General features: G+C 70.2%; 11 protein-coding genes and 5 pseudogenes. 10 read left to right on the plus strand and 6 right to left on the minus strand.

All coding sequences use genetic code 11. From position 1 onward, the window contains the following. On the minus strand, positions 1–486 hold a 486-nt coding region (locus ABT116_RS30835; protein ID WP_502983961.1), incomplete at its 3' end, for an ATP-grasp domain-containing protein. A gap of 86 nt (positions 487–572) precedes the next feature. On the opposite strand from ABT116_RS30835, the gene ABT116_RS30840 reads away from it, so the two are divergent. The 3 genes from ABT116_RS30840 (at position 573) to ABT116_RS30850 (ending at position 2,961) form a co-directional block, all read left to right on the plus strand. Beyond that, complete coding sequence (locus ABT116_RS30840; protein ID WP_351640567.1) at positions 573–998, plus strand: hypothetical protein; 426 nt, start codon at positions 573–575, stop codon at positions 996–998. Positions 999–1,188: 190 nt separating this feature from the next. Then, on the plus strand, positions 1,189–2,304 hold the full coding sequence (locus tag ABT116_RS30845; RefSeq protein WP_351640568.1) for a hypothetical protein: 1,116 nt from the start codon (positions 1,189–1,191) through the stop codon (positions 2,302–2,304). Positions 2,305–2,595: 291 nt separating this feature from the next. After that, positions 2,596–2,961: a hypothetical protein gene (locus tag ABT116_RS30850; protein WP_351640581.1), complete on the plus strand. Its 366-nt coding sequence runs from the start codon at positions 2,596–2,598 to the stop codon at positions 2,959–2,961. On the opposite strand, the pseudogene ABT116_RS30855 reads toward ABT116_RS30850, so the two are convergent. Beyond that, a pseudogene (locus ABT116_RS30855) lies at positions 2,931–3,038 on the minus strand (fic family toxin-antitoxin system, toxin component); the annotation flags it as partial. The gene ABT116_RS30850 and the pseudogene ABT116_RS30855 overlap by 31 nt on opposite strands. Beyond that, positions 2,995–3,138: a hypothetical protein gene (locus ABT116_RS30860; protein WP_351640582.1), complete on the minus strand. Its 144-nt coding sequence runs from the start codon at positions 3,136–3,138 to the stop codon at positions 2,995–2,997. The gene ABT116_RS30860 and the pseudogene ABT116_RS30855, both read right to left, overlap by 44 nt. 1,230 nt (positions 3,139–4,368) lie before the next feature. Between ABT116_RS30860 and ABT116_RS30865 the strand changes: the two genes are divergently transcribed. The 6 genes and pseudogenes from ABT116_RS30865 to ABT116_RS30890 form a co-directional block, all read left to right on the plus strand. After that, complete coding sequence (locus ABT116_RS30865) at positions 4,369–4,614, plus strand: Rho termination factor N-terminal domain-containing protein (protein ID WP_351640570.1); 246 nt, start codon at positions 4,369–4,371, stop codon at positions 4,612–4,614. Positions 4,615–4,825: 211 nt separating this feature from the next. Beyond that, positions 4,826–5,568: pseudogene (locus tag ABT116_RS30870) on the plus strand (IS5 family transposase). A gap of 345 nt (positions 5,569–5,913) precedes the next feature. Next, positions 5,914–6,435: an effector-associated constant component EACC1 gene (locus ABT116_RS30875; RefSeq protein WP_351640571.1), complete on the plus strand. Its 522-nt coding sequence runs from the start codon at positions 5,914–5,916 to the stop codon at positions 6,433–6,435. Between the two features lie 53 nt (positions 6,436–6,488). After that, the gene (locus tag ABT116_RS30880; RefSeq protein ID WP_351640572.1) at positions 6,489–10,991 is read left to right on the plus strand and encodes a caspase, EACC1-associated type; all 4,503 of its coding nucleotides are present in this window, start codon (positions 6,489–6,491) and stop codon (positions 10,989–10,991) included. Further along, positions 10,939–11,322, plus strand: coding sequence for an alcohol dehydrogenase catalytic domain-containing protein (locus ABT116_RS30885; protein WP_351640574.1), 384 nt, complete (start codon positions 10,939–10,941; stop codon positions 11,320–11,322). Before ABT116_RS30880 ends, ABT116_RS30885 begins: the two co-directional genes overlap by 53 nt. 258 nt (positions 11,323–11,580) lie before the next feature. Next, positions 11,581–11,886, plus strand: a pseudogene (locus tag ABT116_RS30890) (zinc-binding dehydrogenase); the annotation flags it as partial. Positions 11,887–12,348: 462 nt separating this feature from the next. On the opposite strand, the gene ABT116_RS30895 reads toward ABT116_RS30890, so the two are convergent. The 3 genes and pseudogenes from ABT116_RS30895 to ABT116_RS30905 all read right to left on the minus strand — a co-directional run bounded on the left by ABT116_RS30895 (position 12,349) and on the right by ABT116_RS30905 (position 13,804). Continuing rightward, positions 12,349–12,987 (minus strand): hypothetical protein, encoded by a 639-nt coding sequence (locus ABT116_RS30895; protein ID WP_351640577.1) that lies wholly within the window; start codon positions 12,985–12,987, stop codon positions 12,349–12,351. A 115-nt stretch (positions 12,988–13,102) separates the two neighbouring features. Continuing rightward, positions 13,103–13,431 (minus strand): annotated as a pseudogene (locus ABT116_RS30900) (hypothetical protein); the annotation flags it as partial. A 130-nt stretch (positions 13,432–13,561) separates the two neighbouring features. Then, positions 13,562–13,804: a DUF2283 domain-containing protein gene (locus tag ABT116_RS30905; RefSeq protein WP_351640579.1), complete on the minus strand. Its 243-nt coding sequence runs from the start codon at positions 13,802–13,804 to the stop codon at positions 13,562–13,564. Positions 13,805–13,968: 164 nt separating this feature from the next. Between ABT116_RS30905 and ABT116_RS30910 the strand changes: the two are divergent. Beyond that, positions 13,969–14,466, plus strand: a pseudogene (locus tag ABT116_RS30910) (hypothetical protein); the annotation flags it as partial.

Genomic DNA, 14,466 nt, shown 5'->3' on the forward strand with positions numbered 1-14,466 from the left:
GACGAGGATGTCGCCGTAAGCGAGCTCGCCCAGTTGTCTTCCGGGGACGAAGGTCAGGCCGATGGAGTCCGCGCCCGCCTTCGGCTTGACCGCGTACTGTCCCGCCTGGGGCAGCAGGTGCAGGTCTTCGGGCCTGTCGATGGTGGGGATGACCGGGTATCCGGCGGCCGTCAGGTCCAGCAAGTACTGCTTGCCCGCCATGTCGCCCCGGCCCGACAGCGGGTTGTAGACCCGGGTCCCGCGGGTCGTTGCCTGTTCCCGGAAGGCGTCGTACTCCTTCTGGTAGTGCAGCACGGGTCCGCTATTACGAACCACGACTCCGTCGAAGCCGTCCACCAGCGCGGCGGCATCCAGCGGGTGGCACAGGGCGATGTCGAAGGCGTCCCGCAGTCGGGAGGTCAGGAAGATGTCCTCGTCGCAGTAGCGCCGCCCCCGGGCTTGGTAGGCGAGGTCGGTCACGAACAGAACTTTGCGGCGGTCGGGCATCGCAGATCTCCTCAGGTCGTGCAAGGAATCTACAGCGGTGCGAGCGTGCGACCACGCTCGCCGTCGCGTGCACGGCCTCCGCATGCGTGCGATCCTTCGGCCCGGCGCCACAACCCCATGACATCAATCCCATCAACATTGATCACGCGGCTGGCCGGCGAGTGACTCCCGAACTCGTGTCGAAACGGCATCCACGGAAGGCGACACAGCCAACCACGCACGTCAGCACAACGGTCCACACCGTCTCCTGCCCTGAGGTTCAGACACAGGTACTTACCGCGCACCGGGCCGAACTGGTCGGCCACGCTCGTCGTCTGCTGGCCACCAGCACCGACCGCTACAACCGAGACCGCGTCCTGGCTGCGATGAAGGCATGGGGCCACGACACCAGCGACCTGGAGAACGCGGACGACATCGCAACCCGCGAGCGCTACGCCCGTCTCAAAGCGGAACGTGATTCCTGGGGGGCGACCGACGGGACAGGTGGCTACTCCGAAGACCCACCGTTCTGACTCCGCACCCCACCCCTGATCAGCCATGACGCCGAATCGTACGAGCCGGATCCCGGCCGGGGCAGCACCCGCGCGCACGAACCGCCCGTCCAAAGGCGCCAGGTCCCTGCCGGTGCACCGGGGGGATGTCGTCCACCGGAGGGCAGGCGAGAAAGCCACGGCAGCCGGTGACCCTATACGCTGCGGGCCTGTGAGCGGAATCGATCTTGTCAACGGGATAGTCGGGGCCGTCTTCGGCATGATCTTCGCGATACTGTTCCAACAGCCCCTTCAAGACGCCTGGTTCAGGATCCGGCGCCGATCCGCCACCGCGGTGCGCAGCCTGACGTATCGTCCGGGCGGTTCCCCGCTCTCCACCTGGACGACCTTTTCGGTCGGGCCGCTGCACACGTCGGCGCTCGTCGTCGAGGGGGACGGCGAACAGGCCATTGCGCCGGAGTCGGTCCGGGTCCAGGTGCTGGAAGGGGAGGTGGCACTGCCTGACGACATGGTGCCGTGGCGGGCGGAGATCGAGACGGCGGAACAGCAGGCCGAGACATCCGGCACCCGGGTGCGCATCTGGAACGGCCCCCGATACGCCGTCGAGGGCCTGGAGATCTCCCGCACCACGCTCGAGGAACACGCGGACGTCCGACTGCAGCTGCGCCCCACGGACTACTTCACCTTCCTCGCTGCGCAGCAGCTCGACCGCAGGCTGCCCGACGGGACCACCCCGCGGGAGCGCTACCTCGACCCCGACCGCCCCCTGGACGCTCCCGCATTCCTGCAGTGCAGCTTCGGCGTCAACATCGCCGTGGTCACCGCCGACCACCTGCTCGTCGTCAGCCAACGAGCCGACCACGTCCGCTCCGGGCCCGGCCTGTGGGGCTCCTCGGTGAACGAAGGCCTCTCCCGGCACATCGACTCGGCCGGCCGCAACGCGCCCGACCTGCACGACGTCGCGCGGCGCGGCATGCGCGAGGAACTCTCCCTGGAGCCGCACGAGTACACGCTCACGATGCTGGCCTTCGTCCTGGACGTCGAACGCCGGCAGTGGAGCGCCCACTTCACCGCACACCTCGCCGGCCTGACCGGCGAGGCCCTGCGGTCGCGCATCGCACGCGGCGTCGCGGACCGGTGGGAGCACCAGAGCATCGAATACGTGCCGTTCCGCCCGGCGGACGTGGTTCGCCACCTCCTGCGCCCGGACCGCATCCGTCGCTGGGCCCCGGTCACCCCCGCCCTGTTCCACCTGGCCCTGGTGCACACACATGGCCGCAGCGCTGTGGAACGGGCCGAGGCCCAAGCCATCCGCCGCCTGCGCTAGTGCCATGGCTATGCGCGTCCGTTGGGTTGATGGTTGTGACCGATTGGACCGGACGCTCCCGGTGAGGTGGGCGTAACGGTGATCTGGCGTCTTGAAACCCGAGCAGCATTGACGGGCTGAGGCACGGGGGAGCTGCAAGGGGCCAGATGCAGCCCTGCCCGCGGTCGCTGGCGGTCGCATTCAGTCATGCCAGGGTGCCGAAGGGGTGCGGACCTGATCAGCTGGTTGCGGGTTGTGAGCATGTCGTCGAAGTGCGCCTTGGGCTTCTTGTCGTGATGCTGTGCTGGTTCGGTGGCTACGCGGGCTGTGGTGCGGTCGGATCGGTGCGGGCTGGATCAGCTGATTGCCCCGTACTCCGTCGCTGACGCCGTACGCGAGCGGCTGGTGCAGGGCGATGGTCGGCCACGGCGGTGGTCGTCGACGTGGCGGTTCTCCAGCGGCGACGTGGTCTGGCCGGTGCGCGATCTGGCGTCGGTGCCGGTGCTGGGGTCGGAGCCGGTTCGGCGTTTCACATGGAGGGCTCGCCAGCGTCACCGTCCGGGGCTGCAGTTCATGGTGTCCACGGGGCGTCTTCACGGCTTCGAGTCGCTGGAGGAACAGCGACTGCAACTCGTCTACATACTCATGCGGGCGACGGCGGCGATGGGCACGCCGTAGTCGTCAGCGGCCGGGTCCCGGTGCCCTGCCCGCTCAGCTACCTCGAGGATCCAGGATTCGTCGACGTGCAGGATCACGCGGCGGCGCCCGGCTGCTGGTCGTACGGGGCGTCCAGCTGTTCTCCAGGTCGTCGAGGAACGCGCCGTGCTCATTGAGCAGCCGCTGGGCGGCTGCCATGCCGGCTGCCCGGGCACTGGTGGTGTGCGAGGCGTACACCACAGGACTGGGCGGGGGGGATCATGCCCCGCCCGGCCCCCATGCCGTGGTGCTAGCGAGTTGGTCGGGAGGATCTGGGTACGCCCGCTCAAGGTCGACGAGGACGCACTCACCGGAATCCGGAACTCGCGAGCATCGCCGCGGCTGAGGGCGCGGACGAGGTCGTCCTCGCTTGGGAAACTCACGACGTCGTCACCGCCTGCCAGTTGCCCGTCGTCGGGCCGGCGCCGGGCCTGACGCAGTGATGCAAGCCGGGATGGATACGTGCTGCACGAGTTCCCCTACGCCACAGGGCTCTGGGGCACAGCCCTGAGGCTGGGCGTCGGTCGCTCCCGACTGGCGGCCGACCCTCGCGCCCCGGCCCGGCCGGGGGCCTCGATGCCTTGGAGTTGGATGTGGCTGGGGAAGTGTCGGAGCACGGCGGTCATCTCGGCGTCTGTACGCAGCGGCGCCGTGTCCGGCTCGGGATCGTCAATTGCGAGGAGTCGTGTGGGAAGCCTCGTGGCCGGACCCCACTGTAAAACACTGCGTCAGGCATCTTCCGACAGCGACTCGGGCTGCGGGCCGGGTCCGGAGCTACGCAGGATGCGAACGCGGCGGATTATCACTGCCGTTGTGAGGCTCAGGCACACCAAGGTGAGGGCCGAGGTGCCGTATGCCGGCAGGTTCGCTGGCGGGTTCTCCACCCAACCGTGGGAGAGGGCCCGGGACGGCTGCTCGGGGTCATACGTGACGAGTATGGCCCCATCAGGGCGAGCCTCGGGATACATCCCAGCGTAGTCCGAAAGCTTGATCTCGGCTCCCATCTGAGGGCCACTTACGAAGCGCACCTTCACGTACTTCGGCTTCGAGTCCACACCGACGACGGTGGCAGCAGAAGTGACTCCCCTGGACCGCAGGTCCCGTACCAATGACTGCGATGGGAGCCAGAAGACAGCTGTCATCCCCGCGCACAGGAGCGACATGCCGAGACCGGCCAGAATCACGCGGCGTTGCGGGAGCTTCGGACGTGGCTTCCATCCCCTGGCTCTGCTCACCACCTGGCGGGCCTGATCAACGTGCGGCGGCAGCTGATACTGGTCTGCGGGACGTCTGTTCTTCTTCGTAGCCCTGCCCGGCGCCATGCGCCCTCCGTCTATGTCGGCCCATTGACGGACCAGCGTACGCGGCTGCTCGGCAAGGCCTCGTTGGGTGGCTACCAAGGACGAGCTGCGGCAGCTGAGCAAGGCAGAGCTGTACGAGCGGGCCACCGAGCAGGACCTCCCCGGCCGGTCGAAGATGAGCCGGCAAGAGCTCATCAACGCCCTCAGCCGTACAGGAGGCCGCCGCAAGATGGCCCGCGACGCTGGCGGCCGGTGGCGCCACCCCGCACGCCTCCACCGCGCCCGCACCGACCTCTCCCCCACCGACGTCCCCGGCATTGCCACATCACCGTGACGGCACAACGCGGCGGCACCGCCGACGCCCCCACCCGGTTGGTGGCCATGCCAGAACAGCCCACCTAGGGCGGACAGGTAGTCGTCCTCCCATAGTCCTTGATCGAACTGGAGGGTCTGCCAGCCGCCTGGTCGGGGCGGACACGCATGCGCGGTGTCCTTGATGACGGCCCAGCGCATGTCTCTTTGATGGGTTGATCGGCTGATCGGATGTGTCTGTCCGGTTAGTGATCACTGGTGCGATGTGGGGCCGGATCGCGCCGCTGATGCCGGCCGATCCGGTCCGCGGACGGCGGTGGGCCGATCGTCGCGCACCCTCAAGGCCATCGCGTGGAAGTACCGCACCAGCTCGCCCTGGCGAGACCTCCGACGAGCTCGGCTCGTGCCACCGCCACCGGCGTCCGTGCCCACCAACACGCCGCCGGAGCGCGCCAGGGGGGCGGCCCGATCCAGCGAGCCCGCCGACCACGCGCTCGGAGGCTCTCGCGGCGGACTGAGCACCAAGGTCCATCTCGCAGCGGACGGCTGTGCACAGCCTCTGGCCTTCACCGTCACTGCGGGCCAGGCCGGTGACGGACCCGCCTTCGAGACGGTGATGTGCCGCATCCGCGTGCCCCGCAATGGCCCGGGCAGGCCACGGACCCGACCCGTCGCTGTTCTCGCCGACCGCGCGTACTCCTCGCGCGCCATCCGCAGCCACCTGCGGCGCCGGGACATCCGCGCAGTCATTCCGCAGCCGTCCGACCAGATCGGCCACCGCCTACGGCGAGGCCGCGACGGCGGACGCCAGCCCAGCTTCGACACCCAGGCCTACAAATAGCGCAATACCGTCGAGCGGTGCATCGACAGCCCCAAGCAGTGGCTCGGCCTGGCCACACGAACCGACAAACTCGCCATCGCCTACCAGGCCGCACTCCACCTCGCTGGCATCCTCATCTTCTGGACCCGACGTTGACCAAAGAGACAGACCTAGTCATCGGCACCGGTCCTGTCGACCCGTGCTCCGACTACGGCCCGTCCCTGACCGTCCACACCCCGGACGTCGCGGGAACGTCCTCCCGCTCGACGGCCCGCACAAGGACGTCGCCGTCTCCCCGGACGGCTTCACCGCGGACGTCACCAGCGGCTTTCCCGTCGTCGACCTCGACAGCGAGCGCACCCGTCTGCTGCCGGCGGGGCAACGCCCCTCGGCTTCGCCGTGCTGTGACTGTGATGTGCGTGGAACCGGCGGGTGGGTAAGGGAAGTTGGGGCAGGGACGGATGAGCGGCACGACGGCGACGTGCCGAGGGAGGAGCGGGGGTGCGTTTCACACTCGGCGTTCAGGCGGAGACCGGCGACCACGGGAGCGCCACGGACGAGCTGTACGACTGGCTGCGCCAGGAGCCCGAACTGCGCGGACTCGTGCAGCGCGACCTCGCGGACAGCGCCCCTGCGGGAGCGATGGGCGGCGCCTGGAGCGAGCTGCTGACCCTGCTACTCGCCCCCGGCGGGCCCACCGCGGTGGCTGGCGCCGCCCTCGTCGTCTGGCTGCAGAACCGGCGCAGCAATGTGACCGTCACCATCAACCGGCCTGACGGCACCCAGCTGGTGGTCGCCTCCGAGAAGGTCCGGCCGCTGACCGCGGAGGGCACCGGCGAGCTGGCCCAGCGAGTGGCGGAGGCCCTGCGAGAGCCATCGGCTCAAGAGGCCGGGCGAGAGCCACACGCGCTGGGCACATGCGAGCTCGAAGCGTCCAGCGGGGACGGCACTTGGCAGGCCGACGAGGACGGTTCCCGCAGGGCGGACGGGGACGGCACGCGCCGGGCCAAGGGGGCGCACTGACGATGCCGTTAGGGAGGGGGCCAGATCTGACCGGGCCCGGCTGCCACGCGGTGGTGGTCGGCACAGGCCGCTACCCGGGAGACCGGCTGCACGATCTGCCCGCAGCCGTGCCCTCGGCTCAGGCGCTTGCCGAGACGTTGCGCAGCGACTGCGGCATGGGCGACCGGGTCCGCGTGCTGACGGACCCCGTGTCACCCAGCGAGGTGCTGGAGGCGCTGGCGCAGGCCGCCGACCGGGCGGCGCCCACCGAGGAGCGGCCCGAGAGCGGCATCGTCGTCTTCTGCTTCGTCGGCCACGGTCTGCGCGGGCCCGGCGGACGGCTGTATCTCGCGACGGCCGCAACGAAGTCCCTCACGGACACCGCCCACGCGGTGCCCTACGCGGAGATCGAGCGCTACCTCGGCGATGCCACCGCGGACCCGGTGCTGATCCTCGACTGCTGCTTCGCCGGGAACGCTCGGGAGCCCGACCGCGCCCCCGCCCCGGACCCGTTCGGCGCGTCCCGCCCCCAGGGCAGCTATCTGCTTGGATCAGCCCAGCGCAACACCCTCGCCTACGCCCCCGAGGGCGCCGAGTACACCCTGTTCACAGGCCATCTGCTGAAGCTGCTGCGGGAGGGCGACGCGGGGGCCCCCCGCCTGCTGACGCTCGGCGGGGTCTACCGCCTGCTCGACCAGCAGCTCCAGGGCGAGGCGGCCCGCCCCTACGGCAGCGGCACCGCCCGCATGGCCGAGCTGGTCCTCACCGCCAACCGCCGCTATCCCGCGCACCCCGCTCCGGACACCCCGTCGGCGCCGGACGACGATGCGGACGCGGTGTGCCCGTACCCGGGTCTGCGCCCGTTCCTGCCCGAACAGCACCACCTCTTCTTCGGCCGCAAGGAGATGACGGAGCGACTGCTGGCCAGGGTCGCCGGGACCCGGCCGGGGGAACCGTTGGTGCTCATCGGCAACTCCGGCGTCGGCAAGTCATCGCTGCTGCGCGCCGGGCTGAGCGTGGCGGCACACCGCGCTGGACTGGGACCGGTGTGCCTGCTGCCCACACCCGGAGCGCGGCCGTTTCGGCGGCTCGCCGAGGCGTGGGCGCAGGCGGTGGGCCGCTCGGTCGACGAGGTCATGCGCGATCTGGAACGGGGACGTTTCACCAGCGCGGGGTCCGGGGTGCGTGGCGGGCCGGTGCCTGGGGTCCTGGTCGTCGACCAGCTGGAGCAGTACTTCACGCACGGCGCGGACGAGGCCGAGCGCGGCCGGTTCGCCGCCGCGCTGACCGCGACCGACGGCCCGCGCGTCGTGCTGGCGCTGCGCGCCGACTACCACGGCGACGTCCTCGGCGACCCGCATCTCGCCCCGTTCGCGGAACGCGACCACTTCGTCGTGTCCGCACTGAACGACGACGAGATCGAGGCGACCATCGTTGAGCCCGCCCGCTACGCCGGACTGGAGTGGGAGGCGGGTGTCCCGCGCATCCTGCTGCGTGAGGTGAACGAGGAACGGCGCGGCGGACGAACCGGCGACGCGGCGGCCCTGCCGTATCTGGCGTACGTCCTCCAGGAGATATGGCTGCGGCGACGCGGCACGACGCTCACCTACGCCGCGTACCAGCAGGCGGGCGGCATCCGCGACGCGGTCGCCCGCGCCGCCGACCGGATCCACGACGGCCTCGACGAGGACGGCCGACAGCGGCTGCGTGTCCTCATGCTCGCCATGGTGCAGGTCGCCGACGGCGAGGGCCGGCTGGTACGCCGCAGGGCACCGCGCGAGGAACTGGCTGACACGCAGGACCTCCTGCGGCTCCTTGCCGACGTCCATCTCATCGTGATGGACGAGGACGGCGGGGCACAGCTCGGGCACGACTCGCTGCTGCACGCGTGGGAGCGGCTGACCGGCTGGATCGAGGAGGTCCGCAGCGATCTGCTGCGACTGCGGCGGCTGACGGCCGCGGCGGAGGGCTGGGACGACGGCGGACGCGGGCCCAGCGGCCTGTGGCGGGGCTTGGACCTGTGGGAGGCACGTGAGCTGGCCGCCGCCCAGACCGCCGCTGCGGCGCCCGTACGGCAGGTGGTCCGCGACTTCGTCGCCGCGAGCTACGCCGCCGAGCGGCGCCGACGCCGGGCCGTCCGGGCGTGGGTCTCCGTGCTGTCGGTGCTGACCCTAGTGGCGGCCTCCCTGGCGGGCTGGGCGGTCCACGAGAACGGGCAGGCAGCGAGCCGGGAGCGGGCCTTGATCGCCCGCGAGCTGGCAGCCCGCGCCGACCGCATCCGCGACCGCGACCCGGGGACGGCGCTGCGCCTCAGCCTGGCCGCGTACCGCACTGCCGAGATCCCGGAGACCCGCTCCAGCCTGTACGCGGCGGCAATCACCTTGACCCCCGTCCACCTCACCCCCGCCGAGCCCCACCGCGAGCCCGTCCTGAACCTCGCCTACCGCCCGGACGGCAAGGCGCTGGCCGCCAGCCACCGGGACGGCCGGGTGCAGCTGTGGAACTTGTCCGATCCCGGGCGGCCGGCCGAGGGCGGCCGCTTCCAGGTGAAGGGACGACCTGCCCTCGCCCACCACCCCCGCGAGCCGCTGCTCGCCGCGCAGACGGGTACGGAACTGACCCTGTGGAACATCGTGGACCCGGAGCGGCCCAAGCGGCTGGCGCATCTGCCGGTCGAGGAGAGCAGGACAACGTTCAGCGTGGCGTTCAGCGGGGACGGCCGGACCCTGGCGGCCGGCAGTGACAAGGGCCGACTGCGGCTGTGGGACGTCTCCGACCCGGCGCGCCCGGCGCTGCGTGCGCAGCGCACGGTGGCCGAAGCCGAGCTGATCTCGCTGGCGTTCACCCGCGACGGACACCACCTGATCACCGGCAACGGCAACGGGCCGGGTGCGGACGGGCACCCCGCCCAGGTGCGACTGTGGGACCTGACCGACCCCGGCCGGCCCGTCGTGCGCGACACCGAGCGGGCCGACTCGGTCACGTCCCTCGCTGCCCACCCGCGCCGCGATCTGGTTGTCTCGAACGGCGGTGAGGGGGTGACGGCCTGGTGGAAGGTGGTGGACGGGCGGGAGCTGCGGCGGGTGTCGGTCGAGGACTACAGGGACAGGTGGGGCGGCTATGACGGCATGCCGCAGCTCGCCTTCAGCCCGGACGGCAGGTTCCTCGCCGGGGCGGACCGCGAGGACGGTGTACGACGGCTCAGCGCGACAGCCAAGGCGGCCGAGCTGGCGCAGATCAAGCCGGAACTCGGCGTGCTGTCCGCCGGGCAGCCGGTCCAGTCGGTCGCCTACAGCCCCGACGGCCGCTACCTGGCCGCCGGTGAGGTCAGCGGCGAGATCCGGCTGTGGACCGAACGCGCCGGGGCGCCCGCGCTCCCCGGCTACCTGCCCGTGCACGACGTGGCGGGCACGGGCCCCATAAGCGCCGACGGCAGGCTCCTCATCACCAAGGAGGACGGCCCGGACGTCTCGAAGAGCACCCGGATCTGGACCATCGGCAACAACGGCTCGCCGAAGCCGCGCTACACCCTCCCGAAGGACTGGGACGCGAACTGGTTCCTGACCGGCCGGGACGGCGACCCGGTCCTGCTGGCCCACCACTGGGTTGGAGGAATGGATCACACCCTCCAGCTCTGGCGGTTCGGGGCCCAGGGCCCGCCGCGCCGAAGCGCGAGCATCCGGTACACCGCCGACGTCTCGCACATCACCGTCAGTCCCGACGGCCGGCTGCTGGCCGTGGGTTCGAGGGAGGAGCCGGCCATCGCCCTGTGGGACATCCACGACCCCGCGAAGCCGGTACGCCGGGCCGACATCCCCGCGCAGGCGAAGGGCGGGCTCTTCGACACGGGAAGTCTCTGGTTCGCGGGCCCGCAGACCGTCGTGACCGTCGAAAGCGAATGGCACTTGCGGTTCTGGGACGTTTCCGACCCTGCCCATCCCCGCATGGGCGACGTGATCGAGGACGCGGCGCTGCGCCAGGGCGCGATGTACGACGATGTGTCGAAACTGCTCATCACCGAGGAGAGCGGCGACACGATCCGGCTGTACGACCTACCCCAACCGGGCCGTCCGGTCGAAGGGAAGCGGATCCCGGCCGCTCCCGACAGCTACTTCCCCGCCGGGCAAGACGAACTCGCAACCGCGGTCGCCGACGGCACGATCGAGTTCTGGGACGTCTCCGATCCCCGTAAGCCGAGGAAGAAGCGCGAGACCGTACGCCTTGACCGCGCCATCACGTCCCTCGCTGTCACCGCCGACGGCCGTCACGCCATCACCGGCAGCCCCTACCGCATCTGGTCCCTGGGCCGCGACGGCCACTGGGCGACCCCGGAGTTCGCCACTCTGGAGAGCGCGGCATCCGTCCGGCTGTCCTCGGGCGGGAGCTGGCTGGCCGTCACCACCGAGACCGACACGTCGGGCCTGTCCAACGAGAAGAACACGTACATCCTCAACTACGACACTGACCGCCTCTATGAGGCCATGTGCCGCTCACAACCCGTCAGTCTGTCGCAGGACCGCTGGAATGCGCTATTCCCGCACCTGGAGCACCGCGCCTCCTGCACCGAAGGGGAGTAGTGTCCGGCACCGTTTCGGCGGCCCGGACGTCCTCACCCTCACCGAGACCGACCTCCCGGAGCCCACGCCCCACGACGTGCGGGTCAACGTCAAGGCTTCGGGCGTCAACCCGCTCGACAACAAGATCCGCCACGGCGACCTCGCCAGCGTGTTGCCGGCCGAGTTCCCGATCGTCCCGGGTCTGGACGCCGCAGGAGTCATCGACGCCACGGGCGAAGCCGTCACCGGCTTCGCCGTCGGCGACGAAGTGTTCGGCTTGACGCCCGGCGGCTCTTACGCCCAGGACGTTTTGATGCCCGTCCCGGTGGCCAAGCCCGCCCCCCTGCCCTGAGGGGTCGCGGCCGCGCTGCCCACCGTGGGCGAGACGGCCTTCCGTGCCCTGAAACACCTGAACCTCGCCCCGGCCAGACCCTGCTCATCCACGACGCCGCCGAGAGCGTGGGCGCGATCGCCATCCAGCTGGCCGCGGCACGCGGCGTCACCGTCGTCGCCACGCCGGCGCCGACGACCTCGAGCGCCTGACCGCCCTGGGCGCAACCACCTCGCTTACGGCCCGGGCTGACCTGCACGCGTTCGCGCCGCCGCCCCGCAGGGCGTGCACGCGGTCTTCGACACCTCCGGAGCCGGCGCCCTGCCCGACTCCCTCGACCTGGTCGGCGGTCCTGACCGCGTGATCACGATCGCCGACATGAACGCCGCCCAGCACGGCGTACGCCTGACCGGCATGGACCCCGCCGACCGCGCCCCCGAAGCCCTCCCCGAACTGGCCGCCCTCGCCGCCGCCAGCAAGCTGACCGTGGAAATCTGGCGGACCTACCCCCTCAAGGAAGCCGCACAGGCCCAGGACGACCTCGACAACCGCCGCAACCGCGGCAAGGTCATCCTGCTGCCCTGACCGCACGCAAGAAGCCACAAGGCCCGCCACACCACCAGTGGCGGGCCTAAGGGCTGTCAGGCGTCGAGGTACTGGTGGCCGTTCCACCGCGCGCCACCTTTCTCGCGTCTCGGCGGCTTCCCCCGCTCCCTGCGGACACCCTTCATCGAGGAGGCCGAGGAGCTACCCCGAGCGGGTACAACCGGCCGAGGTCAGTGTGTCCACGCGACACCCGTGGCGAACCGCTGGTTTGGTCCCCGGGGGCAGCCCTGCCTCGCACCCCGGCTGTGCGGCTTCTGGAAGCGGATCCGCAGGCGGCGAAAGTGCAGGTGAGCGAACGCGCGTCCGACGACTCAGCGTTGGGTGCCGAGTCCGGAATCGTGCTCGGGGCCGCGGCGGGCGACCAGCGACTTCACGCCGAGGGAGTCGCGTGATCAGCTGGCTGGCAACAACCTTGCCGGCCTCGCAGCCGGGCCTGCGTGGTCATCGGTCGGAACGGCTGGCGGTCCCGCGGCCCGCGAGCCAGGCAGCGATCCGCTTCTGCAACTCCTTGTCGGCGCGGGGATAGTCCCAATGTGCGTACCATTCCAGGTCTTGCAGGATGTTCTCAGAGCGGGCCGGGTGGGCCACCGCACGCACATCGACACCGATCTCGCCCGTCGAGCAGCCGATGTACACGCTGCTGTCGAGCGCCATCATGCTGAAACCTGGGTGGCCCGCACGTATGCCCAGAAACGCCGATGCCGCGCCCCGGCCCATGATGTCCCAGCGGTCGAGGAGCCGGACCCGGGTCCAGACCGGCGAGGGGACATGGCGGCCATAGTGCAGGTACTCCTTCGGCAGGAGGGCCTGGTGCGTGTAGGTGCCGTGAGGAAGCAGGACGAGGAACTCGCGCCGGTGGTCGAAAAGGCCCGAGGAGACCGCCAGGTCATACCAGTCCTCATTGAGACGCTTGACGAGCCGTGGGGTTTCGTACCGGTGGGAGAAGCCGCCGACGATGTCCTCGGGACGGTATCCGGAGACGAACGGCATCGTGCCGGGCGGCACGGTGTTCGGGATCACCTCGAGGCCGGCCCGCCGCAGCGGCCGGTACATCTTGCGTTCGCGTTCCTGGATACCCACGGGGCAGTGTTCTACCAGGTGCGGCACGCCAACAAGCCGCGGCCCAGCGCTTCTCCCGTTCTCCCGGCCTCTCGGATCGGACCGCTGCTCGGTCAGCGGCTTGATCGGCCGAACAGGGCCTGATGTCCAGCGACAACACCCGGCAGCTGCCGTCCGCGCTCAGATGGATCTTGGTGAAGCCACCACGCGAGCGGCCGGGCGCCTCACCTCCCGCATCACCTCCACCAGCAGGTCGATGAGCTCGGCCCGGCCCAGATCCGAGCGTTTCTGACCTGCTTGCGCGGAGCCCCTTCTAGCAGGTGGCGACGCCTTGCGGGCTCCCGCGGCGTGGTGATGAGCACGCTTGGTTGTGGAGTCGACGGCGATATCCCAGTCGATGTCGCCGACCGCGTCCGCCTGGGCCTGAACCCGCTGCAACAGCCGTTCCCAGATACCGTCCGACGACCAGCGGAGATGCCTCTCCTGAACTGTCTTTCACGGCCCGTATCGCTCCGGCGGATCCCGCCACTGGCAGAAGCGATTCAAGCCGCCTCCACTGGACGTCCGTCAGATCGCCCTGCTCCCTACACCCCTGTCAACGGCTCTCGTTCGGCGGACTCGGTTTCCGGTCGATCCTCTCGGCAATGCCTATCAGATCGGGATGCAGCCGGCGCCTGGCGCTGAACAATTCAATGCCCAGCAGCCGTCCGTCCGAGTCGAAGTCGAGTATCGCCGTGTCGTCCTCGGCGGGTACCTGCCGGACGGCTTCCCCTGGAGCAATCCTGTCGACGAGGTAGATGTACGCCATGTCTGCCGAGGCATCGTATTCGACCCGCATCGCTGGTCCTCCCCATCCTCTCCAGACCCTGGCGTGTCAGGTCTTGGCTCTATGGAGAGCCTACTGATGGCGAGGATCGCCAGGGCAGCTCCTCGGACCTGTCCGGGCGATCAGGTGTTGAGGAGGATGACCGTGATTGCTGCGGTGGCCGTGTCGAGGAACGCATGGCCGCGTCTGCCGTAACGGGCGGCGACGGACCGAGCGTGAAGCCGAGCACCACCCTGCCGCGTGTGCTGGTCGACGAAGACGGGATCATGGGGGTCATGAAGTCTCTCGCCGCGGCGGGCCTGCGGATCGTGGACGGGTGTACCGAGCCCGACGGGCTCATTCCGCCCATCGTCACCGGGCAGGCCACGAGCTGCCCTCCCGAGGAGGGGCGCGTAGAGGCCATGCTCGATGTCCTCGAGCCGCAGTTGCTGGAGAAGGCCAACGCGGACTGGTACCGGCTGTCGGTCGAAGGAGGGCTCTTCTCCGAGACCGACCGTAGGTTCCTGCTCGCGCTCGGGCCCGAGGAGGGGCGTTCCTCTCGGTGGTTGTGCGTTGAGCTGCAGAGCGAGTGGGACATCACCGCGGCGCACCGCCTCCGTGTGGATCTCGGGCGGAAGCGGCCGCGCCGGCTGCTCGAGGAGCCTGCGTACGGTCGCCTCGCGGTCGTTCCCGCT

Origin of the sequence: Streptomyces sp. NPDC002130 (assembly GCF_040296465.1) — a bacterium.
Taxonomy (GTDB): domain Bacteria; phylum Actinomycetota; class Actinomycetes; order Streptomycetales; family Streptomycetaceae; genus Streptomyces.